At 72.9% G+C, this 25,754-nt stretch carries 24 protein-coding genes and 1 tRNA gene; 14 read left to right on the forward strand and 11 right to left on the reverse strand.

The genetic code is table 11. The annotated features are described in order from the left end of the window. Nucleotides 1-20: 20 nt before the first annotated feature. A complete protein-coding gene (locus AC2A1K_RS12505; protein WP_483896632.1) occupies nt 21-1,508 on the forward strand; it encodes a DUF2867 domain-containing protein in 1,488 nt (495 codons plus the stop codon). Nucleotides 1,509-1,585: 77 nt separating this feature from the next. Here AC2A1K_RS12505 and AC2A1K_RS12510 read toward each other — a convergent pair whose 3' ends face one another. Continuing rightward, a complete protein-coding gene (locus AC2A1K_RS12510) occupies nt 1,586-2,680 on the reverse strand; it encodes a glutamate--cysteine ligase (RefSeq protein WP_483896633.1) in 1,095 nt (364 codons plus the stop codon). A 59-nt stretch (nt 2,681-2,739) separates the two neighbouring features. Here AC2A1K_RS12510 and AC2A1K_RS12515 point away from each other — a divergent pair, with 59 nt between their 5' ends. Together AC2A1K_RS12515 and AC2A1K_RS12520 are read left to right on the forward strand one after the other, a co-directional pair. Further along, nucleotides 2,740-3,240, forward strand: a complete 501-nt coding sequence (locus AC2A1K_RS12515; RefSeq protein ID WP_483896634.1) for an NUDIX domain-containing protein — start codon at nt 2,740-2,742, stop codon at nt 3,238-3,240. 37 nt (nt 3,241-3,277) lie between these two features. Next, the gene (locus AC2A1K_RS12520; protein ID WP_483896635.1) at nt 3,278-4,459 is read left to right on the forward strand and encodes an acyl-CoA dehydrogenase family protein; all 1,182 of its coding nucleotides are present in this window, start codon (nt 3,278-3,280) and stop codon (nt 4,457-4,459) included. Between the two features lie 6 nt (nt 4,460-4,465). On the opposite strand, the gene AC2A1K_RS12525 is transcribed toward AC2A1K_RS12520, so the two are convergent. Then, nucleotides 4,466-5,653 carry a GGDEF domain-containing protein gene (locus tag AC2A1K_RS12525; RefSeq protein WP_483896636.1) on the reverse strand — a complete coding sequence of 396 codons (1,188 nt, stop codon included), beginning with the start codon at nt 5,651-5,653 and terminating at the stop codon, nt 4,466-4,468. 701 nt (nt 5,654-6,354) lie between these two features. Here AC2A1K_RS12525 and AC2A1K_RS12530 point away from each other — a divergent pair. After that, complete coding sequence (locus tag AC2A1K_RS12530) at nt 6,355-6,513, forward strand: hypothetical protein (RefSeq protein WP_483896637.1); 159 nt, start codon at nt 6,355-6,357, stop codon at nt 6,511-6,513. A gap of 146 nt (nt 6,514-6,659) precedes the next feature. Here AC2A1K_RS12530 and AC2A1K_RS12535 read toward each other — a convergent pair whose 3' ends face one another. Continuing rightward, nucleotides 6,660-7,868 carry an MFS transporter gene (locus tag AC2A1K_RS12535; protein ID WP_483896638.1) on the reverse strand — a complete coding sequence of 403 codons (1,209 nt, stop codon included), beginning with the start codon at nt 7,866-7,868 and terminating at the stop codon, nt 6,660-6,662. A gap of 168 nt (nt 7,869-8,036) precedes the next feature. Here AC2A1K_RS12535 and AC2A1K_RS12540 point away from each other — a divergent pair, with 168 nt between their 5' ends. After that, nucleotides 8,037-8,528, forward strand: a complete 492-nt coding sequence (locus AC2A1K_RS12540) for a DUF3145 domain-containing protein (RefSeq protein WP_483896639.1) — start codon at nt 8,037-8,039, stop codon at nt 8,526-8,528. A gap of 17 nt (nt 8,529-8,545) precedes the next feature. Further along, nucleotides 8,546-9,181 (forward strand): hypothetical protein, encoded by a 636-nt coding sequence (locus AC2A1K_RS12545; protein ID WP_483896640.1) that lies wholly within the window; start codon nt 8,546-8,548, stop codon nt 9,179-9,181. An 82-nt stretch (nt 9,182-9,263) separates the two neighbouring features. On the opposite strand, the gene AC2A1K_RS12550 is transcribed toward AC2A1K_RS12545, so the two are convergent. The 5 genes from AC2A1K_RS12550 to AC2A1K_RS12570 all read right to left on the reverse strand — a co-directional run bounded on the left by AC2A1K_RS12550 (nt 9,264) and on the right by AC2A1K_RS12570 (nt 14,097). Then, on the reverse strand, nt 9,264-10,526 hold the full coding sequence (locus AC2A1K_RS12550; protein WP_483896641.1) for a beta-ketoacyl-[acyl-carrier-protein] synthase family protein: 1,263 nt from the start codon (nt 10,524-10,526) through the stop codon (nt 9,264-9,266). A gap of 11 nt (nt 10,527-10,537) precedes the next feature. After that, nucleotides 10,538-10,780: an acyl carrier protein gene (locus tag AC2A1K_RS12555; RefSeq protein ID WP_116710334.1), complete on the reverse strand. Its 243-nt coding sequence runs from the start codon at nt 10,778-10,780 to the stop codon at nt 10,538-10,540. Nucleotides 10,781-10,856: 76 nt separating this feature from the next. Then, entirely contained in the window at nt 10,857-11,837 is a 981-nt protein-coding gene (locus AC2A1K_RS12560) for a beta-ketoacyl-ACP synthase III (RefSeq protein ID WP_483896642.1), read from the reverse strand. Further along, a complete protein-coding gene (locus tag AC2A1K_RS12565) occupies nt 11,834-12,766 on the reverse strand; it encodes an ACP S-malonyltransferase (protein WP_483896643.1) in 933 nt (310 codons plus the stop codon). Before AC2A1K_RS12565 ends, AC2A1K_RS12560 begins: the two co-directional genes overlap by 4 nt. A 149-nt stretch (nt 12,767-12,915) precedes the next feature. Then, nucleotides 12,916-14,097: a PucR family transcriptional regulator gene (locus AC2A1K_RS12570; RefSeq protein ID WP_483896644.1), complete on the reverse strand. Its 1,182-nt coding sequence runs from the start codon at nt 14,095-14,097 to the stop codon at nt 12,916-12,918. 20 nt (nt 14,098-14,117) lie between these two features. Between AC2A1K_RS12570 and AC2A1K_RS12575 the strand changes: the two genes are divergently transcribed. Then, nucleotides 14,118-14,855 carry a pirin family protein gene (locus tag AC2A1K_RS12575; RefSeq protein WP_483896645.1) on the forward strand — a complete coding sequence of 246 codons (738 nt, stop codon included), beginning with the start codon at nt 14,118-14,120 and terminating at the stop codon, nt 14,853-14,855. Here the strand turns inward: AC2A1K_RS12575 and AC2A1K_RS12580 are convergent. Both AC2A1K_RS12580 and aceE read right to left on the reverse strand, forming a co-directional pair. Beyond that, complete coding sequence (locus AC2A1K_RS12580; RefSeq protein WP_116710338.1) at nt 14,837-15,040, reverse strand: cold-shock protein; 204 nt, start codon at nt 15,038-15,040, stop codon at nt 14,837-14,839. The two genes, AC2A1K_RS12575 and AC2A1K_RS12580, sit on opposite strands and share 19 nt — an antisense overlap. A gap of 232 nt (nt 15,041-15,272) precedes the next feature. Beyond that, nucleotides 15,273-18,092 carry a pyruvate dehydrogenase (acetyl-transferring), homodimeric type gene (gene aceE / locus AC2A1K_RS12585; RefSeq protein ID WP_483896646.1) on the reverse strand — a complete coding sequence of 940 codons (2,820 nt, stop codon included), beginning with the start codon at nt 18,090-18,092 and terminating at the stop codon, nt 15,273-15,275. A gap of 382 nt (nt 18,093-18,474) precedes the next feature. Here aceE and AC2A1K_RS12590 point away from each other — a divergent pair, with 382 nt between their 5' ends. The 6 genes from AC2A1K_RS12590 to AC2A1K_RS12615 all read left to right on the forward strand — a co-directional run bounded on the left by AC2A1K_RS12590 (nt 18,475) and on the right by AC2A1K_RS12615 (nt 23,907). Then, on the forward strand, nt 18,475-18,912 hold the full coding sequence (locus tag AC2A1K_RS12590) for a DUF3052 domain-containing protein (RefSeq protein ID WP_483896647.1): 438 nt from the start codon (nt 18,475-18,477) through the stop codon (nt 18,910-18,912). Between the two features lie 62 nt (nt 18,913-18,974). Further along, a complete protein-coding gene (locus tag AC2A1K_RS12595) occupies nt 18,975-19,436 on the forward strand; it encodes a peroxiredoxin (protein WP_483896648.1) in 462 nt (153 codons plus the stop codon). A gap of 72 nt (nt 19,437-19,508) precedes the next feature. Beyond that, nucleotides 19,509-19,580, forward strand: a tRNA-Val gene (locus AC2A1K_RS12600). A gap of 86 nt (nt 19,581-19,666) precedes the next feature. Further along, nucleotides 19,667-20,569 carry a tyrosine-type recombinase/integrase gene (locus AC2A1K_RS12605; protein WP_483896649.1) on the forward strand — a complete coding sequence of 301 codons (903 nt, stop codon included), beginning with the start codon at nt 19,667-19,669 and terminating at the stop codon, nt 20,567-20,569. 702 nt (nt 20,570-21,271) lie between these two features. Further along, nucleotides 21,272-22,432 (forward strand): tyrosine-type recombinase/integrase, encoded by a 1,161-nt coding sequence (locus AC2A1K_RS12610; protein WP_483896650.1) that lies wholly within the window; start codon nt 21,272-21,274, stop codon nt 22,430-22,432. Further along, a complete protein-coding gene (locus tag AC2A1K_RS12615; protein ID WP_483896651.1) occupies nt 22,429-23,907 on the forward strand; it encodes a hypothetical protein in 1,479 nt (492 codons plus the stop codon). The genes AC2A1K_RS12610 and AC2A1K_RS12615 overlap by 4 nt, the downstream gene beginning before the upstream one ends. Nucleotides 23,908-24,039: 132 nt before the next feature. Here the strand turns inward: AC2A1K_RS12615 and AC2A1K_RS12620 are convergent, their stop codons facing one another. Then, a complete protein-coding gene (locus AC2A1K_RS12620; RefSeq protein WP_483896652.1) occupies nt 24,040-24,921 on the reverse strand; it encodes a hypothetical protein in 882 nt (293 codons plus the stop codon). A 550-nt stretch (nt 24,922-25,471) separates the two neighbouring features. Here AC2A1K_RS12620 and AC2A1K_RS12625 point away from each other — a divergent pair. Continuing rightward, the gene (locus tag AC2A1K_RS12625) at nt 25,472-25,657 is read left to right on the forward strand and encodes a hypothetical protein (RefSeq protein ID WP_483896653.1); all 186 of its coding nucleotides are present in this window, start codon (nt 25,472-25,474) and stop codon (nt 25,655-25,657) included. Nucleotides 25,658-25,754 lie beyond the last annotated feature (97 nt).

A 25,754-nucleotide genomic window follows, 5' to 3' on the forward strand; every position in this document is an offset into this window, starting at 1 on the left:
CGATCGCCCGGGGTGCCGCGATGATCGACGCGCACCAGGATGGCGGTGTGCGCTGCGCGGTGATCGGAGGGACCGGGTACATCGGTGTGCGCCTCGTGCGGCGCCTGCTCGACGAGGGCCACGACGTCGCGGTGCTCGTGCGCAGCCAGGTCAAGCTCGCGGCCACCGGGTGGGCCGAACAGGTCGACGCCGTGGAGGGCGACCTCGCCGACCCCGAGGCGGTCGCCGCGCTCGTCGCCGGCGCCCACGCGGTCGTGCACCTGGCGCACGCGCTCGAGCGCCCGGACTTCCCCGAGCGCGACCGCGCCGCGGCCTGGGCGGTCAGCACCGCGGCCTCCGACGCGGGCGTGCGGCGCCTGGTCTACCTGGGCGGGCTGCGGCCCTCGGGAGAGGTGCCCTCACGACACCTCTCGTCGCGCGCCGAGGTCGCCGACGTCTTCCTCGCCGGCGACGTCCCCACCGCCGCGCTCGAGGCGTCGATCGTCGTGGGTTCGGGGTCGACGAGCTTCGAGATGATCCGCTACCTCGCCGAGCGCGTCCCCGTGCTGCCCGCGGTGGCGTGGCTCGCGCACCGGACACAGCCGATCGCGATCGCCGACGTCCTGCACTACCTCGTCGGCGCGCTCGACCTGCCCGCCGACGTCAACCGGCGCTTCGCCATCGGCGGACCGGACGTCCTGACCTACCTCGAGCTCATCCGCCGCTATCTGCGCCTCGCGGGCCTGGCCCAGGGCATCGTGGTCCCGGTGCCCGTCCCGGTGCCGCCGGGCGGGCCCGCGTTGGCCGGCCGGGTCGTCGAGGCCCTCACGCCGCTGTCACGGCAGCTGGCCACGCCGCTGATCGAGTCGTTGGCCGACGACCTCGTGTGCGCCGAGGAGGACGTGCTCACCGTCATCGGGCCGCCGCCGAGCGGGCGCACGACCTACGACGCGGCGGTGCGGGCGGCGTTGGGGCGGCGTGCGGACCCGCCTGTTCCGGAAGGCGGCGACCCCGCGCTCGCGGGCCCCACCGACCCCGCGGGTTCCGGGGGCACCGTGTACGTCTGGAGCACCACCGAGCCGTCGCCGGCGGACGTCACCGAACTGTGGTCGGTGGTGGACGGGATCGGCGGCGAGGCCGGCTGGTTCGTACCGCTCGGCGCGTGGACGGTGTGGGGCTGGGCCGACCAGCTCCTCGGCGGCGTCGGCGGCTACCGCGGGCGCCCGCGCTCCCGACCCCTGGCGGTCGGCGACGTCGTCGACGGCTGGTGCGTCGAGGCCGTCGAGCCGGGCGTGCGCCTGCGCCTGCGCTCCGAGATGCGCGCGCCCGGCTGCCTGACCCTCGAGCTGGCCGCCGATCCCGACGTCTCCGGCCACGGCTCGCACCTGCGCCTCGGCGTCCGCTTCGTGCCGACGGGCCTCGCCGGGCTGGTCTACGGCCGCGCCCTGCTCGCGGGTGCGCCGGCGGTGTTCGGCGCCATGGCCCGCGGGATCGCCGCCCACGCCGCCGTGGTGCCGCTGCGTCCGTGACCCCTGCCGCCGACCGGGACGCAGCGCATGATCGAACACCTCGCGGCCCGGTCGGACGTGCCGTTCGCGCGAGACCCTCAGCGCGAGAACCGCTCCCGGGCGAGGCGGACGACCGCGGCGAGGTCGCCGTCGGCGGCGCGGGCGGCCGCGCGCTGGCGATCGGCGCCCGTGCCGTCGGTGAGCAGGCGTGCCAGGCCGTCGCGAGCGCGCTCGGAGTCGCCGGCGTCGGCGAGCGCCTCGGCCACATGGGCGCCGAAGGCGTCGAGCACCTCGTCGGCGGGCGCGGGCCGTCCGGTGCGGGGGTCGACGAGGTCGTCCGACAGTCCCGAGCGCGCGGCGCGCCAGTGTGCGAGGCGCAGGGCCTCGACCGGGGGCTCGGGGACGTCGTCCCCGCGGCGGTACGCGCGGGCGGCGGTGGTCACGAGCGCCCGGGACAGCACGGCCACGAGCACGGCGTCGTCGACCTCGAGGCCGACGTCGGCCACCCGCACCTCGACGGTGCCCAGCTCGCGCGACAGGCGGGCGTCGAAGTAGACCATCGCTTCATCGAGCACGGTGTCGGTCGCGAGCATCGCCTCGACCACCGCGTCGTACGCCGCCAGTGAGCCGAACACGCGCGTCGGGCCCGCGGACGGCCAGCGCGACCACACGACGCTGCGATAGCTGGCGTAGCCGGTGTCCTCGCCGCGCCAGTACGGGGAGTTCGCCGCCAGCGCGCGCAGCACGGGGAGCCACGGGCCGATGCGGTCGAGCACGCCGACGCCCTCTTCCGGCGAGGCGACCTCGACGTGGACGTGCTGGCCGTTGGTGAGCTGGGCGGTCGCGACCGATCCGAAGCGGTCGGCGATGCGCCCGTAGCGCCCACCCGGGACCGGGCCCGCCTCGCTGCCGTCGTCGGGCGCGAGGGGCGACGTGGCGAGCCCCGCGACCTCGACCCCGGCGTCGCAGGCCGCCTTGTGAGCGACGCCGCGATAGCGCTGCAGGTCGGCGGCCAGCGCGGCCGCGTCGCGGTGCGGGGCCGACGCCGTCTCGACCTGCTCGCTGCGCAGCTCGCCGTCGAGCTCGTCGTCGGCCTCGTCGCGCACCCGCCCGGCGAGCCCGCGCGGCGCTCCCGTCACGGGGTCGACGAGCAGCAGCTCCTCCTCGGCCCCGAACGGGGGCACCTCGCTCATGACGCACGACCTTTCCACCTGCCCGGCGCGCACACTGCAGGCGGCCTACCGTGACCGCTGTGCGGGGAGACATCGAGGGGAGCACGCCGGAAGGGGAGCGGAGCTCGACCCCTCGACGCGGCGACGGTGACGGCTGGGTGGTCTGCGACGCCGGGCACCGGCACTGGGGCCGGTTCGGCGCGGCGGGGCTCCTGCTGCGTCACGGGGACTCGGTGCTGCTCGCGCACCGCGTCTGGTGGAGCCACCACGGCGAGACGTGGGGCATCCCCGGCGGCGCGCGCAACAGTGACGAGACCGCGCGGCACGCCGCGCTGCGCGAGGCCGTCGAGGAGACCGGCGTCGACGCTGCGCGCGTCCGCCTCGCCGACGAGACCGTGGACGACCACGGCGGCTGGTCGTACGTCACCGTCCACGCCCGGCTCGACACCGACGAGGCGCCGGCGCTCGAGCCCACCGACGGCGAGGCGACCGAGCTGCGCTGGACGCCGGTGGCGCAGGTGTCGGACCTGCTGCTCCACCCCGGGTTCGCCCAGTTCTGGGCCGGTCTTCGGACGCGTTGAGGGGAGCACGCCGAGAGGGAACATCTACCGTGTGGCCATGGCTCCTCCCGATCCCAGCGACTTCCTCGCCGTCGACGCCGACCTGAGCGCCGAGGAGCGCGACATCCGTGACGCGGTGCGCGACTACGCCGCCGCGGAGCTCGCTCCTCGCATCGCGGAGTGGTACGAGTCGAACACCCTGCCCCGCGACATCGCCAAGGGTCTGGGCTCGCTGGGCCTGCTCGGCATGCACCTCGAGGGCTACGGCTGCGCCGGCACCAACGCCACGAGCTACGGCCTCGCCTGCCGTGAGCTGGAGGCCGTCGACTCGGGACTGCGCAGCTTCGTGTCGGTGCAGGGCTCGCTCGCGATGTTCGCGATCCACCGCTGGGGCTCCGAGGAGCACAAGCAGCGCTGGCTGCCGTCGATGGCCACGGGCGACGCGCTCGGCTGCTTCGGGCTCACCGAGGCCGACGCGGGCTCGGATCCGGGGTCGATGCGCACGCGCGCCCGTCGCGACGGGGACGACTGGGTGCTCGACGGCTCCAAGATGTGGATCACCAACGGCACGCTCGCCGACGTCGCCGTCGTGTGGGCACAGACCGACCCGGACGCGGGCTCGAAGGGCATCCGCGGGTTCGTCGTGCCCACCGACACCCCCGGGTTCACCGCGAACGAGGTCAAGCACAAGCTCTCGCTGCGCGCCTCGCTGACCGCCGAGCTGGTGCTCGAGGGCGTGCGGCTGCCCGCGGACGCCGTGTTCCCCGAGGTCCAGGGCCTCAAGGGCCCGCTGTCCTGCCTCAACGAGGCGCGCTACGGGATCCTCTGGGGCGCGGTCGGCGCGGCGCGCGACTGCTTCGAGGCGGCGCTGTCCTACGCCTGCGACCGCGAGCAGTTCGGTCGGCCGATCGCCGGGTTCCAGCTGACGCAGCGCAAGCTCGCCGACATGGTCGTCGCGGTCAACCAGGCCGGGCTGACGGCATCCCGGATCGGGCGGCTCAAGGACGCCGAGCAGCTGCACCCCGCCCAGGTCAGCTTCGGGAAGATGGCGAACGTCCGGGCCGCGCTCGACGTCGCGCGCACGGCGCGCACGGTGCTCGGCGGCAACGGGATCACCCTCGAGTACCCGGTCTTCCGGCACATGACCAACCTCGAGACGGTCCTGACCTACGAGGGCACCGAGGAGATGCACGCCCTGTCGATCGGGCAGGCGGTCACGGGGATCGCCGCCTTCCGCTGAGCCCGCTCAGCGCGGGGGAGCGCACTCGACACGGTTGCGGCCCCCGTGCTTGGCGGCGTAGAGCGCGGTGTCGGCGCTGACCATGAGGCCGTCGAGGTCGTGGGACGCCTCGGGGTACGAGGCCGTGCCGATCGACGCCGTGAGGCCGCGGACGACGCCGCCGCCGATCGTGGGGGAGACCGCGACCTCGCACTCGCTGATCCGGCGGCGCAGGCGCTCGGCGGTGCTGCTGACCTGCTCGGGGCCGGCCTCGGCGACCAGGACCACGAACTCCTCGCCGCCGAAGCGCCCGACGGCGTCGTAGGGGCGGACCTCGGAGCGCAGGGTGTCGGCGACCGCGCGCAGGACGGCGTCGCCCACGAGGTGCCCGTAGCGGTCGTTGATGCCCTTGAAGGCGTCGATGTCGACCATGATGACGCCGAGCCCGCCGCCGCGTCGCCGCAGGCGAGCGAGCTCGCGGTCGGCCTGGTCGCGCCAGGCGGAGGCGTTGGCGAGCCCGGTCTTGTGGTCGGTGCGCGCGGCGCGGGCGAACTGCTGGATGAGGAAGCCGCGGTGCATGCCCATCACGGGGATGAGCAGCACCGGCAGGAGCCACGGCGTCGTCAGGGCCACGACGGCCAGCGCGGCGCCGAGCGCCAGGGCGCCGAGGCCGATCAGCGTGTCGGTGGGCGCGCCGAGCCGCTTCCACCACGGCGTGCCGGGCGCGTTGAGGCAGATCATGAACACGACGAGCCCGTGGTTGACGACCCAGCGCGTGAGGCCGGCGGCGACGAGGACGGCCAGCCCGACCGGGCCCGCGACCTTGTCGAGGAGACCGCCGGGCACCAGCTCGATCACACCCCACGCGGCGACCGAGGCGACGAGGACCGTCGCGGCGGAGTACGTCCACCGGTGCACGACTGGGCGTTGGCTGACCCGCAGCCACCAGTACGCGAACGTGATGACGACCAGGGCGAGCGCGAGCCCCAGCGGGAGCAGCAGGAGGCCGGCGAAGCTCCACACCGACTTCAGCTCGATGTAGGGCTGCCCGTCGGCGACGATCTCGCGGCGCCGCTCGATGCCGCGGGCGGTCTCGACGTGGACGACCAGCCCGAGGACGAGCAACCCCAGCGCCCGCCAGTCGGCGGTCCCGACCGGCTCGATCCCGGCGACGGCGAGCGCGAGCGCGACCGCCAGGACGTCGATGACGAGCACGGCGACGACGACCCGGCGCGGAGCCTGCCACAGGCTCCAGCGGCGGGGGTCGAACCGGTGGGGGTCGAACCGGCGGGGGTCGAACCGGCGGGGGTCGAACCGGCGCCGAGGTGTGGTCTGCGCGACATCGGGCGTTCCGTGTGCGGTCGCCGATCCCGAGGCGCCGTGACGGTTCCGGCGAGCGGGACGCCAGGGACGCACCGCACCGCCCGACCCGTTCGGTGGGTCCGCGCCGGTGACAGCGCGTACCGAACGATCGGGTGGGGCTGCTCCGGGCGCGGGAGTGAGCGCGGACCCGAGGTCGGAAGGACCCCTCCAAGGTTCACGCGCCGTCACGATGAGTGACTCCCTCCAGCTCGAGCGGCACTCGCCACGGGCGGTGTCCGCGTGCGGAACACGGTACCGACGACCTGTGGATCTCGGCAGCAGGCGTCACCCATTGGGAAGAGATCACCCTGTTGGTTGACGCCCAGTCGCCGTCTGGTCACACAGAGCTTCACTGGTCAGCATCGTGGGGCGGATGTGGCGCGGAGTGCGGCCGGATGTGACAGTGCGGTCGCTCTCCGTCAACGCTGCGCAGTACAAGATCAGTGCTCGGACGGTGAACTCGGGTACACCACACAGCGTGTGCGCTGCACCACGTCCGTGTCGGCGGGACGCCCGTCCCGACCGACGCCCCGACCTCGGCGAAAGGACCCCCCGTGGCCGACTCGAACTGGCACCGTGACTCCAACTGGCACTTCGCGGACTCCACCTGGCACCGCGACTCGAACCGGTACTTCGCGGACTCGAACTGGCACCGGGACTCCAACTGGCACTTCGCGGACTCCAACTGGCACCGCGACTCGAACTGGCACTGAGCCAGCACTGAGCCGGCACTGAGCCGGCACTGAGCCGGCACTGAGCCGGCGGCGGCCGGCGTCGCGTGCCCCTCGGGCGACGCCGGCTCCCGCGGTGGGGCGAGGGACGCGCTCGCTGCTTCTCACGCAGCCAGGGCGTCCCTCGCTCACCCCGCCCGCGCCCGCGACCACGCGAGCGCGCACCCCGCCGCGACGAGCACGCCGACCACGCCCGCTGCCGCCACCGCGCGGGCCGGTCCCGTCGCCTCGGCAAGCACTCCGGCGACCAGGACGCCGACGCCCTGGGTGACGCGCAGGGCGGTCACCGCGAGCCCGAAGGCCTGCCCGCGATGGGCGTCGGGGACCGCGGCGACGAAGGCCGCGTTCGCGGGCACCTGGTAGGCGCACGCCAGCCCCGACACGACCCACAGCGCCACGACGACGCCGAGCGAGGGGTCCAGTGCCGACGCGATCAGCGGCACGCACGACGCGATCGCCAGCGGGCCGAGGAGCCGGTCGCGCCGACCGGGCGGGACGAGGCGCGCGATCACCACGATGCCCAGGGCCGCGCCGAACGGGTTGGCCGCGAGCAGCAGGCCCACCGCGGCCGGGCCCCCGCCCAGTGCCGCCGCGTAGGGCGCCGCGAGCCCCTCGATGGTCACCACGAACGCCGACACGCACGCCAGGGCCACCAGAGCGCGCAGTCGACGGTCGCCCAGGACGATCCGTGCGCCGTCCCGGAGCGCGGCGACGCTCTCCGAGCCCCCGGTCGCCCGCTGCTCGGCCACCCCGAACTGCAGGATCGCCGCCGAGAGCACGAAGGTGGCCGCGTCGGCGAGCAGCGCCGTCGGCACCCCGACCAGCGCGACGAGCGGGCCGCCCAGCGCGAAACCGAGGACCTGCCCGGCCTGGTACGTCGTCCCCGACACCGCCGAGGCGACGACGTAGCGCTCGCCGGTGAGCACGTGCGGCAGGATCGCCGCGCGGGCGGCCGCGAAGGGCGCGGCGATCAGCTGGCCGGCGACCACGAGCAGGCACAGCGCCCAGAACGGCATGCCCGGTACGGCCATCAGTGCGAGGACACCGGCGCGCAGGAGGTCGCTGACCACCATCGTCAGTCTCCGGGGCGCCCGGTCGGCGATGCCGGAGAGCAGGGGGCCGGCGACGAGGTCGGGCAGGAACGTCAGCGCGTAGGTGAGCGCGGTGAGCCCGGCCGACGCCGTCTCGGTGAACACGAGCACCGCCAGCGCGACCCGGGCCACCTGGTCGCCGAGCACCGAGAGCAGCTGGGCGAGCCACAGCGCGAAGAACTGCCGGTCGGCGAGGACGTCGCGGAACCGGGCACCGTCCGTGTGCGGGCGGTCATCCTCGGTCACGGTCACCGGACTCTACGGATCTCCGGCCGTCGACACGCCCGGGATCCGGTGACACTGGCGCCACAAGAGCATCACGGTGCACACTGCACGGCGGTTGCGATCGGTTCGATCTCTGTCATCGCACGAGGACGTTGGGGAAGACGCTTCTCGTCGAGTCGGAGGTCAGCAGTGAGCACCCGTGGCGTGATCTACGTCCACTCGTCGCCGTCTGCGGTCTGCCCGCACGTCGAGTGGGCGATCTCGAGCGTCCTGGACGCTCGAGTCGTACTGGACTGGACCGCCCAGGAGGCGGCGCCGGGGTCGGTGCGCGCCGAGGTGTCGTGGGCCGGGCCCGTGGGCACCGCGGCGCGTGTGGCGACGGCGCTGCGCGCCTGGGGCATGGTCCGTTTCGAGGTCACCGAGGACCCCTCGCCGGGCACCGACGGCGAGCGCTTCAGCCACGTCCCCGGGCTCGGCCTCTGGCACGGGCGCACCAGCGCGAACGGCGACATCGTCCTCGGCGAGGACCAGGTCCGCGCCGCGCTCGCCGGCACGACGACGCGCGAGTCCCTGACCCGTCGCATGGACGACCTGCTCGGCACACGCTGGGACGACGCCCTCGAGGAGTTCCGTTTCGCCGGCGAGGGCGTGGCGCCCGCGCGGCTGCACCAGGTCGGCTGAGAGGACGCCCCCCGAGGATGTCGGGGGAGGCTGGCAGGCTGGACGGCATGCTCGGGCGGTTCCGTGACGGCGCGCTGGCGGACCGCCTGCGCCCGGGCGTGGTGCTGCCCGCGGTCCTGGTGGTCGCGCTGGTGATGATCGTGGTGGCCGGGGCGCTGCTCGGTGCCCGTGCGGCGGCCGTCGGGCGCGCCGCGGTGGGCGACACCGGGCCGGTGCTCGTCGGCGTGGAGCTGCCCGGGGACGGGTCGGCGGGCTCTCCGGCCGTCGTGCTCTCGCCCGCCGCGGCGATCCATCCCGAGTCGGCGGCCGTGCGCGACGTCGTCCAGCGCTGGACCGACGCGCGCAACGCCGGCGACCTCGACGCCTACCGCGAGACGCTCGTGCCCGAGGCGCGGATCGACCCGACGACGTTCGCCGACGCCGCCCGCACACAGAAGGTCGGCTCGGTCGTGGTGCGGCGCATCGACCCGGTCGCCGGCGGCGAGCTGGTCGTACCGCTGGGCTTCGTCACCACCCAGGACCCGGCGGTCGCGCCGCCGGACGTGCGCGTGCCGCGCCTGTGCTGGCAGGTCAGTGCCGTCGTCGAGACCTCGGGCGGCCGGCCGCGCCTGGTCGACCCGCGGCCCGGGAGCCAGCTCCGCTCGCCCTGCTGAGTCCGCGGGCGAGCGCGGCGTTGCTGGCGTCAGACGCCAGCAACGCCGCATCGCTCGCACGGCTCGGACGGGAAGACCCCGGTCAGGCCGGGGTGATCGCCAGGCAGACGTTGTGCCCGCCGAAGCCGAAGGAGTCGCTGATCGCGGCGTCGATCGACTGCTTGCGGGCCTCGCCCGCGACGACGTCGAGGGTGACGTCGGGGTCGAGCTCCTCGAGGTTCGCGGTGGGCGGGATGAGGCCCTCGCGCACCGAGAGGATCGTCGAGATCGCCTCGACGGCACCGGCGGCGCCGAGGAGGTGGCCCAGCGAGCCCTTGGGTGCGGTGAGCACCGGGTGGTCGCCGATCGACTTCTTCACGGCCACCGTCTCCGCCACGTCGCCGACGCTGGTGGCGGTGGCGTGGCAGTTGACGTGACCGATGTCGGAGGGCTCGAGACCCGCCGTGCGCAGGGCCGCGGCGATGGCGCGGGACTGGCCCGTGCCCTCAGGATCGGGCGCGGTGATGTGGTACGCGTCCGCGCTGGTGCCGATGCCGGCGAGGCGCCCGTGCACGGTGGCCCCGCGGGCCTGCGCGAACTCCTCGCGCTCGAGCACCACCATGCCCGCGCCCTCACCGAGCACGAAGCCGTTGCGCCCGGTGTCGAACGGGCGCGAGGCGCGCTCGGGGTCGTCGTTGCGCAGCGCCATGGTGCGGGCCTGGCTGAAGCCGGCGAGCGTGATCGGGTGGATGCACGCCTCGGTGCCCCCGGCCACGACGACGTCGACCTCGTCGGCCATCAGCATCCGCCAGCCCCAGGCGATGGCCTCGGCGCCCGACGCGCAGGCCGACACGGGCGCGTGCACGCCCGCTGCCGCGCCGAACTCCAGGCCGACGTGCGCGGCCGGGCCGTTGGGCATGAGCATCGGGATGGTGAGGACCGCGACCTTGCGCAGGCCCTGCTGCTCGAGGATGTCGTCCTGGCCCAGCAGGGTCAGTGCCCCGCCGATGCCGGTGCCCACGATGACGGCGAGCCGCAGCGCGTCGACCTTGGGCGACCCGTCCTCGGCGTTGGGGTAGTCACCGAGGTCGGCGTGCTGCCAGGCCTCGCGTGCCGCGATGATCGCGGTCTGCTCGCTGCGGTCGAGGCGGCGGGCCTCGACGCGCTTGAGGATCTCGGTCGGCTCGACGGCGAGCTGCGACGCGATCTTGACGGGCAGCTCGTAGGTGTCGACCCAGTCCTCTTCGATCTTCGAGGTGGCGCTGCGACCGGCCAGGAGGCCGTCCCAGGTGGTCGCCACGTCGCCGCCGAGCGGGGTCGTCGCGCCCATGCCGGTGACGACGACCCCCTGGCCGGTGCTGCTCACGAAGTCGCCCCTCAGGAGTGGTTGGAGATGTAGTCGACGGCGTCCTGGACGGTGGTGAGCTTCGCGAGCTCGTCGTCCGGGATCTTCACGCCGAACTTGTCCTCGGCCTGCACGGCGATCTCGACCATCGACAGCGAGTCGATGTCGAGGTCGTCGACGAACGACTTCTCGGAGGTCACCTCCGCGGCGTCGACGCCGGCCACCTCCTCCACGATGCTCGCGAGGTCGGGCAGGATCTCTTCGTTGGTCGCCACGGGCTCCCTTTCTTCGTGCGGTTCTTCGGACGGCAGTGCCCGGGTCGGCACCGTAGGGCAGATCAGGGCAGGACACTCACGGCAGGACCACGACCTGTGCGGCGTACGACAGGCCGGCGCCGAAGCCGACCAGCAGCGCGACGTCGCCGGACCTCACGCGCCCGGCGCCGCGCATGTGGTCGATGGCCATCGGGATCGAGGCCGACGAGGTGTTACCGGAGTACTGGATGTCGTCGGCGACGCGCAGGTCGTCGCGGCCCCCGACCTGGCGCAGGCGCTTCGCGATGGCCTCGACGATGCGCAGGTTGGCCTGGTGGGGGACGAGCACGTCGATGTCGGCGGGCTTCAGGCCGGCCGCCTCCACCGCGCGCAGCGCCACCGGCGCGATCTTGGTGGTGGCCCAGCGGAACACCGCCTGGCCTTCCTGGCGCAGTGCGTCGGTCTCGTCGATGTGGATCGTCGACACGAGGTCGCCCGCGGCACCCCAGACGACCGGGCCGACGCCGACCTCGTCCTCGGTGGGGGCCGGACCGAGGACCGCCGCCCCCGCGCCGTCGGCGAAGATGATGCAGGTCGAGCGGTCGTTCATGTCGAGCCAGTCGGAGAGCTTCTCCGACCCGATCACCAGCACGTGCTCGGCGGTGCCCGAGCGGATCATGTCACCGGCCAGCCCGGCGCCGTAGCAGAAGCCGGCGCAGGCGGTGTTGACGTCGAACGCACCGATGCCGTTGACGCCGATGCGGTCGGCGGTCTGCGCGGCCGCGTTCGGGATCGGTTTCGGCATCGTGCAGGTGGCGACGATGACGGCGTCGAGGTCGGTCGGGGCGAGGCCCGCGTCGGCCAGGGCCTTCGACCCGGCCTCGACGCCCATCGACACCACGGAGTCCTTCTCGTCGGCGAAGCGACGTTCCACGATGCCGACGCGGCTCTGGATCCACTCGTCGTCGGTCTCGACGATCTTCTCGAGATCGTGGTTGGTGACGACCTTGTCGGGCTGCATGCTGCCGAGCCCGAGGATGCGAGCGCCCGCGGCCTGGGGGGTCAGCTGGAGCTTCATGCGTGCTCCTCGATCGTCCGCACGGCCGTCTCCAGGTCGTCGGGTGTGTTGATGTTGTGGGTGGGGGTGCCCTTGACCTGGCGCTTCACCATCCCGGTGAGCGTGCCGGCGGGGGTCAGCTCGATGGCGGCGCCGACGCCGCGCTCGCGCATGGTGTCCATGCAGGAGTCCCAGCGCACCGAGCGCGTCACCTGGGCGACGAGCCGCTCGAGGAACTCCGACCCGCTCGTGACCACGGCGCCGTCGGCGTTCTGCAGCAGCGGGTGGGACGGGTCGGCGGGGGAGAGCTCCCCGCGGTGCTCGGCGACCCACTCGCCGAGCGCCTTCTCGGCGGGCTCCATGAACCGGGTGTGGAAGGCGCCGGCGACCGACAGCGACCGCACGCGGGCGCCCTCCGGCGGTTCCGCGACCAGCGCCTCGACGGCCTCCTTGCGGCCGGCGGCGACGACCTGGCCGGTGCCGTTGCGGTTGGCGGGCTCGAGGTCCAGCTCGGCGAGACGGGCGAGCACGGCGTCGGCGTCGCCGCCGAGCACCGCGGCCATCGTCGTCGGCTCCGCCGCGCAGGCGGCGGCCATCTCCTTGCCGCGCACGGCGGCCAGCGCGACGGCCTGCTCGGCGTCGATGACCTCGGCGATCGCCGCGGCGGCCAGCTCGCCGACGGAGTGCCCGGCCACCAGGGCGGTGTCGGGCACGGAGACCTCGAGGCGCAGCTGGTCCCAGGCGAGCAGCGCCGAGGCGACGAGCAGCGGCTGGGTCACCGCGGTGTCCTCGATGGCCTCGGCGTCGGCCTCGACGCCGAGACGGACGAGGTCGAGCCCGGCGGCGTCCGAGAACGCCTCGAGCCGCCCGCGGGCCTCGGGGCGGTCGAGCCACGGGGCGAGCATGCCGGGCTTCTGGGCGCCCTGGCCGGGTGCGAGGATCGCGATCACGCCTGCCACCTCATCACGGCTCGGGGTCGGCCCGAAGGTGTCGGGGCGACGAAGTCGGGTCCGGTGCCGTTGTCGAGTTCCCACAATGCCCTGGCTCACACACCTGGCGCGAGACCTCCGGCCGTGGCGTGTCGGCCCTGCTCAGGGCCTCATTCGGCCGAACCGTCCGGGTGCAGCCGATCGAGGCCGATCGCCAGTCGCAGCACCAACGCACCGCGCGCCTCGCCCGGGTGCACGCCCGTGAGTTCGGCCACCCGACGCAGGCGGTAGCGCACGGTGTTGGGGTGCACGAAGAGCCGGCGGGCCGCCGCCTCGAGCACGCCGGCGGCGTCGAGGTAGCACTCGACGGTCGAAGCGAGCTCCCCTCCGGCGTCGCGTAGTGGCCGGGCGACGTAGCGGCGTAGCTGGTCGACGGCGTGGGTGTCGCCGTCGAGGACGCGCTCGGGAAGGAGGTCGTCGGCGGCGACCGGACGCGGCGCGCCGGGCCAGGCCCGCACCGCCCGGTGCCCGGCGAGGGCGGCCGTGGCGCTGCGGTGCGCGGCGGTCAGGCCGGCGACCGTCGGGCCCGTGACGACCGCCCCCGGCCCGAACGACGCCGTCAGCTCCTCCAGCGGCGCCCCGGGCCCGGCGATCATCACCAGGCGCGCCCCGTGGGTGCCGAGCAGGACGGTCGCGCCGGCCCGGTGCGCCGCGCGGCGTACGGCGTGCAGCGGCTCGGGCGGCTCCTCGGGCGGCGGTTCCCCGACGACGACCGTCGCCTCGGCCGCCGGATCCCACCCGAGCGCCGACGCGCGCGAGAGCAGCGTCGCCTCCACCTCGCCGAGCACGACGGCGTCGACGACGAGCGCCTCCAGCCGGGCGTCCCACGCGCCGCGGGCCTCGGCGGCGCTGGCGTAGACCGTCGCCGCCGAGAACGCCACCTCGCGACCGAAGCGCAGTACGGCGTGCACCAGGGCGGCGCGCTCGTCGTCGTCGGCCCCGAGCAGCGGGATGCGCTCCTCGAACACCTCGGTGGCGATGCGCACCAGCTCGACGGTCTGGCGCAGCGTCACCCGCCGCGCGAGGTCGAGCGGGGCGGAGCGGAAGGCCTCGGCGGTCAGGCGCGGGGTGGCGTCGGGGTCGCGCAGCCAGGCGACGAAGTTGCCGGTGCCGGTCTGGGTCACGAGCAGGACCCCGGAGCGCTGCTCGGCGGTCAGCCGCCCGAACCAGCCCAGGCGCTCGGCCATCGCCGCGACCCCGGCGGCGGCGATCTCCCCGGCCGCCTTCTCGATGCGGCGCAGCGTCGTCCTGCGCACGGCGGCGGCACGCCCCGAGACCGCCGCGCTGCCCACGACCGGGGAGCATGGCACGGATGCCCACCGTTCGACGCCTGCTCGCGCGCGAGCGCCCCGTCACCGAGGGTGGGGGAGTGTGCTCGCGGCACGGCCTGTCGTTCGGACCGCACTACGACCCCGAGCGCACCTCGTTCGGCGCGCTCGTCGCGCACAACGACGACACCCTCGACGCCGGCGTCGCCTACGGCGCCCACGAGCACCGCGACGTCGAGATCCTGGCCTGGGTCGTCGACGGCACGATGATCCACACGGGGCCGGACGGCGCGGAGACGCCGGTGCCCGCCGGCACCCTGCAGCACCTCGTCGCCGGCACCGGCTGGCACCACGACGAGCGGGCCTCCGACGCGGGACCGGCCCACCTGGTCCAGGTCTGGGTGACCCCGGGCATGGACGACCCGCCGCCGGGGGAGCCGTCGCTGACCCACCACCGCGTCGAGGGCGACCTCGTGCTGCCCCTGCGGCGTCCGGGGGTGACGGTGGCGGTCGCTCACGTGGACCCGGGGACGTGGACGCCCGACGACGGCGCGTTCCGCCACGTGCACGTGGCCCGGGGCTCGCTGGGCGACGCGGTCGCCGGCGACAGCCTCGAGATCACCGGTGCTGGGTCTGTCGCGTTCGACGCGGGCCCCGCCGGCGCCGAGCTCGTCGTCGTCACCACCCGGTGGACACACGGCGGGGGCGGCGCGTCTCCCGACGCACCGCCCCCGCTTTCGAGAGGTAACTCCGCTGAGTCGCCTTACAGCGGCGTGACCTGAACGGCCTGCAGGCCCTTCTGGCCCTGCTCGACGTCGAACGAGACGCGCTGACCCTCGTCCAGGGTGCGGAAGCCGCGGGCCTGGATGGCCGAGTAGTGGACGAACACGTCAGCGCCACCACCGTCGGGAGCGAGGAAGCCGAAGCCCTTCTCGCTGTTGAACCACTTGACGGTGCCTTCTGCCATTCCTGCTCCTCATACCGATGTCACGAGGCGATGATCTTCCGCCCCGACCTTCAGATCCGCCGCCGGAGCCGGGGCTCCCTACGTCGGAGTCGCGTCACTCGGATCGTCCGGGGGCGTCCGGGTGGCGTGACGTCGACAGCCTATCCGGAAGGACGGGGCCGACCACCAGCCCCGATCGCCAACCTCGCGACGAACGGTCACCGCGTGATCACCGCGCGCCCCACGAGCGATCTCAGGCCACGCCCGAGTCCGAGGTCTGCGGGCCGGCTGCCTGCGGGTCGTCGATGCGGTACTGCTCGGCCGCCCGGACGACGGTGTCGTGGCCGACCTCGCCGCGGCGGGCCAGCGCCGCCAGCACGCCGACCGTGATGTTCTCCGCGTCGACACCGAAGTGTCGCCGCACCGCCGGCCGCGTGTCGGAGAGCCCGAACCCGTCGGTGCCCAGCACCGTGAAGTCGCCCGGGACCCACTTGCGGATCAGGTCCGGCACGGCCTTCATCCAGTCCGACACGGCGAGCACGGGGCCGGCGGCCTCGCCGAGGGCCTCGGTGACGTACGGGGTGCGCGGGTCGGCCTCGGGGTGGGCGTGGTTGTGCTCGTCGCACTCGACGCCGTCACGACGCAGCTCGCCCCACGACGTCGCCGACCACACGTCGGCCTGCACGCCCCATTCCTCGGCGAGCATCCGCTGCGCCTCGAGCGCCCACGGCATGGCGACACCCGACGCGAGGATCTGCGCGCGGGGGCCGGGGCCGCCGGGGGCCTGGGCGTAGCGGTAGAGCCCGCGCAGCAGGCCGTCGACGTCGACGCCCTCGGGCTCGGCGGGCTGCTGGTAGGGCTCGTTGTAGACGGTGAGGTAGTAGATGACGTTCGGGTCGCGGTGCAGAGTCGACGGTCCGGCTCCGCTTCGCTGCGCGTCCTGGTCGGGCTCGCCGTACATGCGGGTCAGGCCGTCGCGCACGATGTGCCCGATCTCGAAGGCGTAGGCCGGGTCGTAGGCGACGACGCCGGTGTTGGTGGCTGCGAGCAGCAGTGAGTGCCCGTCGTTGTGCTGCAGACCCTCGCCGACCAGCGTCGTGCGCCCGGCCGTCGCGCCGAGCAGGAAGCCGCGGGCCATCTGGTCGGCCGCCGCCCAGATGCCGTCGCCGGTGCGCTGGAACCCGAACATCGAGTAGAAGATGTAGATCGGGATCATCGGCTCGGCGTGGGTGGCGTACGACGTCCCCACCGCGGTGAACGAGGCCACCGAGCCGGCCTCGTTGATCCCCTCGTGCAGCAGCTGGCCCGCCTCGGACTCGCGGTAGGCGAGCAGCTGGTCGTGGTCGACCGAGGTGTAGAGCTGGCCCTGCGGGTTATAGATCTTCAGGTTGGAGAAGAACGAGTCCATCCCGAAGGTCCGTGCCTCGTCCGGGATGATCGGCACCACGCGCTTGCCGATCTCCGCGTCGCGCGTGAGCTCCTTGACCAGGCGGACGAACGCCATCGTCGTGGCGATCTCCTGGCGGCCCGAGCCGCGCTTGACGACGTCGTAGACCTTGTCGCCGGGCAGTACCAGCGGCTTGTTGCGCAGGCGGCGCTCGGGCAGCGGGCCGCCGAGCTGGCGGCGGCGCTCGAGCATGTACTCGATCTCCGGGGCGTCGGCACCCGGGTGGTAGTACGGCGGCAGGTAGGGGTCGCGCTCGAGCTCGGCGTCGCTGATCGGCACGCGGACCTCGTCGCGGAACGTCTTGAGGTCCTGCAGCGTCAGCTTCTTCATCTGGTGGGTCGCGTTGCGGCCCTCGAACGTGGGGCCGAGCGTGTAGCCCTTGATCGACTTGGCGAGGATGACCGTCGGGCGGCCCTGGTGCTCCATCGCCGCCTGGTAGGCCGCGTAGACCTTGCGGTAGTCGTGCGCGCCGCGCTTGAGGTTCCAGACGTCGGCGTCGGAGAGGTCCTTGACGAGGTCCTTGGTGCGCGGGTCGCGGCCGAAGAAGTGCTCGCGGACGTAGGCGCCGTCGTTGGCCTTGTAGGTCTGGAAGTCGCCGTCCGGCGTGGTGTTCATGAGGTTGATCAGGGCGCCGTCGCGGTCGGCGTGCAGGAGCCGGTCCCACTCGCGGCCCCAGATGACCTTGACGACGTTCCAGCCGGCGCCGCGGAAGAACGACTCCAGCTCCTGGATGACCTTGCCGTTGCCGTGCACCGGCCCGTCGAGGCGCTGCAGGTTACAGTTGATGACGAAGGTCAGGTTGTCGAGGCCCTCGGCCGCGGCGACGTGGATGGCGCCGCGCGACTCGGGCTCGTCCATCTCGCCGTCGCCGAGGAACGCCCAGGTGTGCTGCTGGCTGGTGTCCTTGATGCCGCGGTTGCCCAGGTAGCGGTCGAAGCGCGCCTGGAAGATCGCGTTGATCGGCCCGAGACCCATCGACACCGTGGGGTGCTCCCAGAACGCCGGCATGAGGCGCGGGTGCGGGTACGACGGCAGGCCGCCGCCGGGGCCGGCGTGGGAGAGCTCCTGGCGGAAGCCGTCGAGGTGCTGGGCGCCGAGGCGGCCTTCGAGGAACGCGCGGGCGTAGATGCCGGGGGAGGCGTGGCCCTGGATGTAGACGTGATCGCCGCCGCCGGGGTGGTCCTTGCCGCGGAAGAACCAGTTGAAGCCGACCTCGTACAGCGACGCGGCGCTCGCGTAGGTCGAGATGTGCCCGCCGACGCCGACGCCGGGGCGCTGCGCGCGGTGCACCATCGTCGCGGCGTTCCACCGGATCCACGCCCGGTAGCGGCGCTCGGTGTCCTCGTCGCCCGGGAACCAGGGCTCCTGGTCGGTCGGGATGGTGTTGACGTAGTCCGTCGAGTACAGCGACGGCACCGAGACACGGCGCTCGCGGGCGCGCTGCAGCAGCTGCAGCATGATGTAGCGGGCGCGCTGCTCGCCCTGCCCGGCGAGCATCGCGTCGAACGACTCGATCCACTCGGACGTCTCGTCCGGATCGATGTCCGGCAGGTGCGACGAGAGCCCGTCGCGGATGATGTGGACCCGGCCGGTGTCCGCGCCTGCGGTGCCCTTGTGGGTGGTCACGGATCGCTCTCCCTGTCGCTGGTTCGTCGACGGCGCGCGGCCGAGTCCGGATCGCGGGCTCGTGGCCGGTTTCGGAACCGATTCTGCCCGGTGGTCCGTAGCGCCGCCGACCCGCGGATGTTCTTGCTGCTGTGCCCTGGTCACCCCATCGTCACCCGCGATGACCTCGCCGTCACGTCTACTCGTCGGTAGCCCCGATGCGCCCCGGTTCGGTGCGTTCGCCGTGGGGACACGCCAGCCGGACGGCGTCGATGGTCGAGCTCCGCAGGCTCCGTCTCCCGCGTGGCTGGTTGCGCCATGTCCGGTCGCCGTGTTCGCTTAGCGCTTCACACGGGGTGATGTGCACCGCACCTGACCCACGGACGAGGAGGAGGCAGAGCGCGTGGTCGCGGCCACGGGGGATTCGGACAAGTCCGATCTCGCCGGCAAGCTCGGCATCGAACCGGGCATGATCGTTCAGGAACTGGGCTGGGATTCCGACGTCGACGACGAGATCCGCTCCGCGGTCGAGGACCGGTGCGGCGAGGATCTGCTCGACGAGGACGCCCAGGAGGTCGTCGACGTCGTCCTTCTCTGGTGGCGCGACGGGGACGGCGATCTCGTCGACACCCTGATGGATGCGCGCTCGCCGCTGACCGAGGACGGGGTGATCTGGGTGCTCACTCCCAAGACCGGCAACGACGGTCACGTCGAGCCCTCCGACATCGCCGAGGCCGCGCCGACGGCGGGGCTGTCGCAGACCTCGAACATCAGCCTGTCCGAGGGCTGGGTCGGCACGCGCCTGGTCGCGCCCAAGACCTCCGCCCAGCGCCGTCGCTGACCTGCGCTCCTCGATACGCTGACCGGGTTGCGGTGACCCGGACGGACAGGAGACAGGTCGACATGACCGTCGAGGTGGGCTCGCAGGCCCCCGACTTCACGCTCAAGAACCAGGACGGCCAGGAGGTCTCCCTCAAGGACTTCCGCGGTGAGCGGGCCGTCCTGCTGGTCTTCTACCCCTTCGCCTTCTCTGGCATCTGCACCGGCGAGCTGTGCTCGGTGCGCGACGACCTCTCGTCCTTCCAGAACGACGAGGTGCAGGTGCTCGGCTGCTCGGTCGACACCACGTGGTCGCTGCGGGCCTGGGCCACGCGGGAGGGGTACGAGTTCCCGCTGCTGTCGGACTTCTGGCCCCACGGCGCGACGGCGGAGAGCTACGGCGTCTTCAGCTCCGACCTCGGCTTCGCCTTCCGCGGCACCTTCCTGATCGACAAGGAGGGCATCGTGCGCTTCGCGGAGCACAACGGCCCCGGCGACGCGCGCGACCAGCAGGGCTGGCGCGACGCGCTGAAGCAGCTGGCCTGATCTTCCTGGCTTCCGGAGCGAACGTGCGGTTCGCTGCTTCTAGGCGGACGAAGTCCCCGTTCGCTCCGGATCGGGCGCGTAGCTCAGCGGAAGAGCACCGGCCTTACAAGCCGTCGGTCGTAGGTTCGATCCCTACCGCGCCCACTCTAGTGCTCTGACCTGCGATGAAGCATCGGCTTGGCCGATCCCGGGTTTGGCACAGCGCTCGTACAGCAGATAACTTTCGCCGGGTGCGCAGCCACTGGAACTCGCTTCTGCTCGACTGGCAGGCCACGCTGCGGGCCGAACACAAGTCCCCGGAGACGATCACCGCCTACGCGCTCGCCGTCCGCCAGCTCGTCGACCACCTCGAGTCCCGGGAGCGTCTGGGCACGGTTCGCGACGTCGACGGGCGCGACGTCAACGCCTTCATCACCTCAGTGCTGGCCGTCCGCTCGCCGGCGACGGCCAACCAGCGCTACCGATCCCTGCAGCAGTGGTTCCGCTGGCTCACCGACGTCGAAGAAGAGCTCGAGACCTCGCCGATGGCGAAACTGCGCCCGCCGAAGGTCCCTGAAGCACCCCCGGACGTGTTGACCGTCGATCAGGTCAAGGCGCTGCTCGCCGATGCGAGAGGCAACGACATGATCTCCCGGCGGGACACGGCGATCATCCGCTTGCTGTTCGATCTTGGGGGGCGTCTTGGCGAGCTGGCCGGGCTTCGCGTCGAGGACGTCGATCGTGATCGCGGCGAGGTCCACGTGGTCGGTAAGGGACGACGACCTCGAACGTTGGCCATGTCCTCCAACACCGCGCTGGCGATGGGTCGGTACCTGCGCAGCCGCGCGAACGAGAAGTACGCCGCCAGGCCTGAACTGTGGCTCGCCGACCGGAACCGCGGTCCCCTCGCGCGTGGCGGGATCCACCAGATGCTGCAACGGCGAGGTCAAGCCGCTGGCATCGACGGCCTGCACGCCCACCTGTTCCGGCACACCGCTGCACACCGGTGGCTGGCGGCCGGCGGCACCGAATCCGACCTCATGAAGAACATGGGTTGGCGCTCCCCACAGATGCTTCGCCGCTATGGGGCGTCCCTGGCGGCAGAACGTGCTCGGGAGGCGAGCCGGCGACTCGCGCTCGGGGACGAGATCTAAGGGGTCTGGCCGAGCCTGCGCGGTAGCTGGGACGGCCAACCCGAGGGCTCCTCGGTAACGGATTCACAACAGCGGCCGCGACGGTGGACCGGATCGCCCTCGAGGTCCGGTCGAGGAGTCCAGGAGGGTGCCGCAATGGAGGTAGCGACCGGCACTGGACGTCAACACCGGAGGCTCTCATGCCGTCAGCTGATCGAACGGACCGCCGGGCGATTTCCCGTATCGCTGCTCACGCATCGTGGGCCAGCACCGCGAATCCCGCGGCGCGCACCGCTCCGGCACGGGATGCGGCCATGGCACGATTCGAGCAACAGGTCGACCCGGACGGCACTCTCAGCCCGGAGGAACGGTCCCGCCGTGCTCGGTCCGCCCGCTCGGCCTATTTCGCACGCCTGGCCCGACTTTCTGCGCGGGCGAGGCGCCGTCGGGCGAGCTGACCCACTACAGGCTCTTGGTCGCCCCGACCTCGACAACGGTCGTGCCCCAGGACCCCTCTTGCCGGACGAGGACGCTGTCGACCCGATCCTAGCGTCAGCTAGTGACTGACATGTTTCAGCATCCTCAACTTCCGAAAAGCACCACTTCTCGGTGGTTCAGTTTCCGGAGGTCGAGCGCGTGTCGCGGCCGTCCTGTCGGGGCGGGCTGTCACGCTGGCTGGGGCAACTCGGAGTGGGACCACGTCCCGGGGGAGGGAGGTGTCGCGTGACCGGGAATGCGCCGGAGCACGACGGGCTCGTTGTAGCGCCCGGCCAGGGGTCGGCGCGCGGCGAGCTCGGTGATGCCGTCGCTGCGGGGCTCGTGGACCCGGTGCTGCTGGAGCGGGCCGGCCAGTACGCGCGCGGCGCGCGGGCCACGTCCACGTGGGAGGCCTACGACCGCGACATGGCTCGCTTCGTGGCTTGGTGCACCGAGCGCGGCTTGACGGCGCTGCCTGCGGAGGCCGCCGCGGTGTGCGTGTGGCTGGCCGACCAGGCCCCGGTGTGGCGACCCGCCGCGCCTCAGGATCCGCTCGACGTCGTGGTGGAGGGCCAGGTGCTCGTCCAGCAGGGCCTGCGGCCCGCAACGATCGCGCGGCGTCTCGCGTCGATCTCAGTGGTGCACCGCGCGGCCGGGGTCGCCAACCCGGCGGTCCACGAGCAGGTCCGCGCCACGATGGCCGGGATCCGTCGCCACCCCGCCGTGGCGCCGCCACGAAGGCGCACGGCCGCGCGTACCGAGCAGGTCCTGGCGATGACCAACGCTCTGGACCCCGAGGGCAACGCCGTCGACGCCCGCGACCTCGCCCTGATCCTCATCGGCTACGCCGGCGCGCTGCGCCGCAGCGACCTGGCCCGCCTCGACCTCGACGACCTCTCCGCCGACGAGCACGGCCTCTCGGTCCGCATCCGCCGCTCGAAGACCGATCAGGAAGCCGACGGAAGCGTCGTCGGGATCGCTGCCGACGACACCGGCGCCTGCCCGGCCGCGGAGGCCTGGTCGTGGTGGCGAGCGCACCTGTCCCGCGCCGGGGCGACCCGTGGGCCAGCATGGCGCCCGATCCACCGGTCGCGTCAGGACACCCTGACGGTCCGCTCGGCTCGGCTCTCGGCCCGAGCGATCAGCGACGTCGTGACCCGCCGGGCAGCGCAGGTCGGGCTGAGTGGCGACTTCGGGTCGCACTCGCTGCGCCGCGGGCTGGCCACTGAGGCCATCGCTCACGGGGTTCCCGAGCACGCAGTCATGCGACACGGGCGGTGGCGCTCGGTCACCACGATGCGTGGCTACGTCGAGGACGCTGACCGCTTCGCCGACACCAACCCCACCCGCCACCTCGGGCTGGCGCGTAACGCCGAGACGACCCCCGCACCGTGGTCGGTCGGATGACCGGGATCTTCCGCGGCTTCCAGCGCAGCAACAACCCGCTGTCGGCGTACCTGGCGCAGCGCTACAGCGCGCCGGCGCTCGACGAGGTCACGGCGATGAGCCTCGACGAGCTCGCGGATCCGCAGGCCGTCGTGGCCCGCATCGTCGCCGAGCGCTACGTCGCGCCACCGACGGTCGGGCAGGGGCGCTACATCGGGGAGAGCCGGGGGGAGTACCGCCCGGACGAGGCTGGCAGCTCCAGCCGGCCCACGGTGCGCTACCGGGTGCGCTACCTCGTCGACGGCGACGTCGCGGCGCTGCAGCGGTGGCCCGACGAGCCCGACGCAGCCCGCAGCGCCGGCGAGCTCCATGGAGCCCAGGGAAGCCGCGTGCTGGCGGCTGTCGACGACAGCGTGGCCTTCGCCGATCGCTCGCCGGCCGCGCCCCGAGAGCCGGGGGCGGACCTGCAGGACTACCTGGCGCGCCTGGAGATGCACCGGTGGGTTGCGGTCGACGCCGACGACCCGCCGCAGTCCGGCGGGCTGCACACCTTCGTGGAGTACCTCGTCGCCGACCATGATCGGATCGTCGCCGGAGAGATCGACCCCGGCGCTGATCTGGAGGCCCACCTCGCTCAGGTGCAACCGATCATCACCGCGATCGCCGAACAGCACCGCCGGTTCTTCGACACCGGCCTGCCGGCCCTGCTGCGCGATGCCGCCGCGCGGCGCCGACGTCACCTCGAGGGGCTGCAGGCCGCCCGCACCAGTATCGGCTTCCCCCGCGACTGGAAGGACCCCGAGCCCCAGCTCGCTGAGCCCCAGCCCGACGAGCCCCAGCCCGACGAGCCCCGCGAGCCCGAGGGGTCGGGCGGGGACCTGGCGCTGCCGGCTGGTGCGCTCCTGCGGTTCGCCGACGCCAGCTTCGAGCAGGTGCTGCAGACCGTGCGGGTGTGGGCCAGCGCTATCGAGCGTCACCCGGAGGCCTACCGCCAGCTCAGCGAGGACCGCATCAGCGACCTACTGGTCGTCGGCCTGAACACCGCGCTGCCCGGTGCGAACCGCGAGGTCTACAGCCAGCAGGGCAAGACCGACATCTTCATCCGGGCCGACGCCCTGCCGCTCGGCGCCGGGCCGGAGAAGGTCTTCATCGGCGAGAACAAGAAGTACAACGGCCCCGCCGCGACCACTCGTGCGCTTGACCAGCTGATGAGCTACCTCGAGGTCCGGGACACCAAGGCCCTGCTGCTGCTGATCGTGGACCGTCAGGGCTTCCAGCGATGTCGGGACGAGGCGATCAACGCGCTGCAGACCCGCCCCGACTTCGCCGGGCAGGCCCCGAGCCCGGTGCAAGGCTGGCCGGTGCTGCGATTCGACCGCAAGGAGAACACGGTCGAAGTGTGCGTGGCCACGGTCAACACCGCCGTTGCTGCCGCTGTCCCGGCCCCGCCCGGCAGCGTGTCGCCGCCAAGGTCGAGTGCATGGGTGGCGCCATGACGGGCAGGTCTGGCTCCGGGCAACCGAGCGGCAGGGGATCGACGCTCCCGCAAGCGAGGAGGGCGGGCGGGGTTGGGCTGGGCAGCGCGAAGGTCCAGCCCGAGAGATCGGCCGTCGCGGCGCGGCGCGAGGTCAGCGGGTCGAGACCGGGGGAGAGGCCGCGGCCAGGGACTCCTGCTCGAGCTCGGCGACTGCGGCCCTCGCAGTCCACCCGTCCGTCGGCGCCCGGAGCATGGCCGCGGTGTCGATGTCGAATTTGTGCGCATCCCCGAGGGCGTGGAGCGCGCGCGGTACGGCCCAGGGGCGCAGGCCCTCCTGCGCCGGCCAGTAGTAGTGCGCCTCGTACGGCACCTCGGCGCCGGCGCCGTTCGGGCCGGCGCCCTCCACGGTGCCGTCGGCTCGGCGGTCCTCGGGTCGCAGGACGGAGATGAGACCGAAGCGCTGCAGCTCGCGCTGCGCGATGACACCGCCACGACGGCCCCGACCCCTGCCGAACGCCGCCGTCCACCGCTTGGTGCTCAGCGCTACTCCGCCGTCGCTGTTGCCGGCGTGCTGTGCGGCGTCGAGAACGAACAGGTAGGCGATGATCTCGTTGTCGGTCAGGGTGTGCACCCAGCCGTTGACGAAGAACTCGACCGGGACGTCGAGGACCCGCTCGCCGACGGTCGGGTCGGGATAGCTGTAGGCGGTCACGGCGTCCGTGAGGTTGTCGGCGCCCTCGTGCAACAGCGTGAAGTTCTCGAGCCGCCCGCGCCCCGCCGCGGAGGCAGCACGGAGCCGTCCCGCGCGCTCGAGGCGCAGCAGGGCGCGGCGGATCTGCTCGGAGCGGTTCTCGGCAGCGGGTCGCGCCGTACCGCGACGGTGGTACAGGTCGACCGTCGGCACGGCCACCAGCTCCTCCCAGCACGTCTGCCCGACCTCTCGGGACGTGCGCAGCGGGACCCTGGTGGGTTGGCTCGCGCTGCGTCGGTTCCGGCACTGCACCTCGAACAGGGCGACCAACAGGGTCTGCACGGTGCATCCCCGCGGAGCGGCGAGGACTCGCAGGGGACTCGTCCCACCGTGGTCGAGTAGGAGGTCTGACCGCAGTCGCACGTACTCGGGCCGGTGCGCGCTCCAGAGCAGACGCCGTGCCCGGTGGGCTCGCTCGTCGACGCTGCCGCGCTGGCCCGTCTCGACCTGCAGGAGCTCGAGCTGCTTGATGCGGTCCTGCCGACGCGACCTCGCCGACCGCTCCGCCGGAACCTCCGGGTTGTTCGTTGCCAATACCCCTCTTCCGACTGTCCTTGATTGACTGCCCCTTAGCGCTCCTCCGTCGGCCCACATGTCTCGCACTCGTCGACGTCTTCGAGGCCTGAGGTCTGCGCAGGGGCAGTCTACCGCGTGTTGAGTGCGAGGAGACGACTCCGCTCTGCCCGGTCGAAGCTGGCTCGCGTACGCCGCTGAACAGCGAGAACGACTCTCGAGAGGATGTGGTGGCCGATGACGATCACCCTGAACAACCCGCTCACCATGGTCGACCTCGTTCCCCGGCGCCGCCTGCCTGCTGCCGCTCGCCATCTCGGTGATCACCCTCGAGGTTTGGCTGGCCATCTGGTCCCGGCGGTGCGCGGCGGCCGACGTGTTCGACCGTGTCCTGCTCACCGTCGAACGCGTCGCAGAGGTGCTGCGCAGCAGCATCCAGACCACGGTCCAGACCACGGTCCAGACCACGGTCCAGACCACGGGCGAAGACCTCGCGGCCTCGTGAGGCGCACCGGTCCCCGGCCGTTTACCTGCTCGTCGACGGCCGCGGCCGGGGCCGCGCCCGGTCGGCGTCCCGGGCGGGTGCCTGCTCGCGGTCGGGC

Source organism: Actinomycetospora sp. 2LY8.5, from assembly GCF_057180585.1.

Excerpts from the sequence above, each read along its gene's own strand:
- AC2A1K_RS12505 (WP_483896632.1), top strand. The coding sequence starts at position 21 with ATGATCGACGCGCACCAGGATGGCGGTGTGCGCTGCGCGGTGATCGGA.
- AC2A1K_RS12510 (WP_483896633.1), bottom strand. The coding sequence starts at position 2,680 with ATGAGCGAGGTGCCCCCGTTCGGGGCCGAGGAGGAGCTGCTGCTCGTC.
- AC2A1K_RS12520 (WP_483896635.1), top strand. The coding sequence starts at position 3,278 with ATGGCTCCTCCCGATCCCAGCGACTTCCTCGCCGTCGACGCCGACCTG.
- AC2A1K_RS12545 (WP_483896640.1), top strand. The coding sequence starts at position 8,546 with ATGTCGGGGGAGGCTGGCAGGCTGGACGGCATGCTCGGGCGGTTCCGT.
- AC2A1K_RS12560 (WP_483896642.1), bottom strand. The coding sequence starts at position 11,837 with ATGAAGCTCCAGCTGACCCCCCAGGCCGCGGGCGCTCGCATCCTCGGG.
- AC2A1K_RS12575 (WP_483896645.1), top strand. The coding sequence starts at position 14,118 with ATGCCCACCGTTCGACGCCTGCTCGCGCGCGAGCGCCCCGTCACCGAG.
- AC2A1K_RS12580 (WP_116710338.1), bottom strand. The coding sequence starts at position 15,040 with ATGGCAGAAGGCACCGTCAAGTGGTTCAACAGCGAGAAGGGCTTCGGC.
- AC2A1K_RS12595 (WP_483896648.1), top strand. The coding sequence starts at position 18,975 with ATGACCGTCGAGGTGGGCTCGCAGGCCCCCGACTTCACGCTCAAGAAC.
- AC2A1K_RS12615 (WP_483896651.1), top strand. The coding sequence starts at position 22,429 with ATGACCGGGATCTTCCGCGGCTTCCAGCGCAGCAACAACCCGCTGTCG.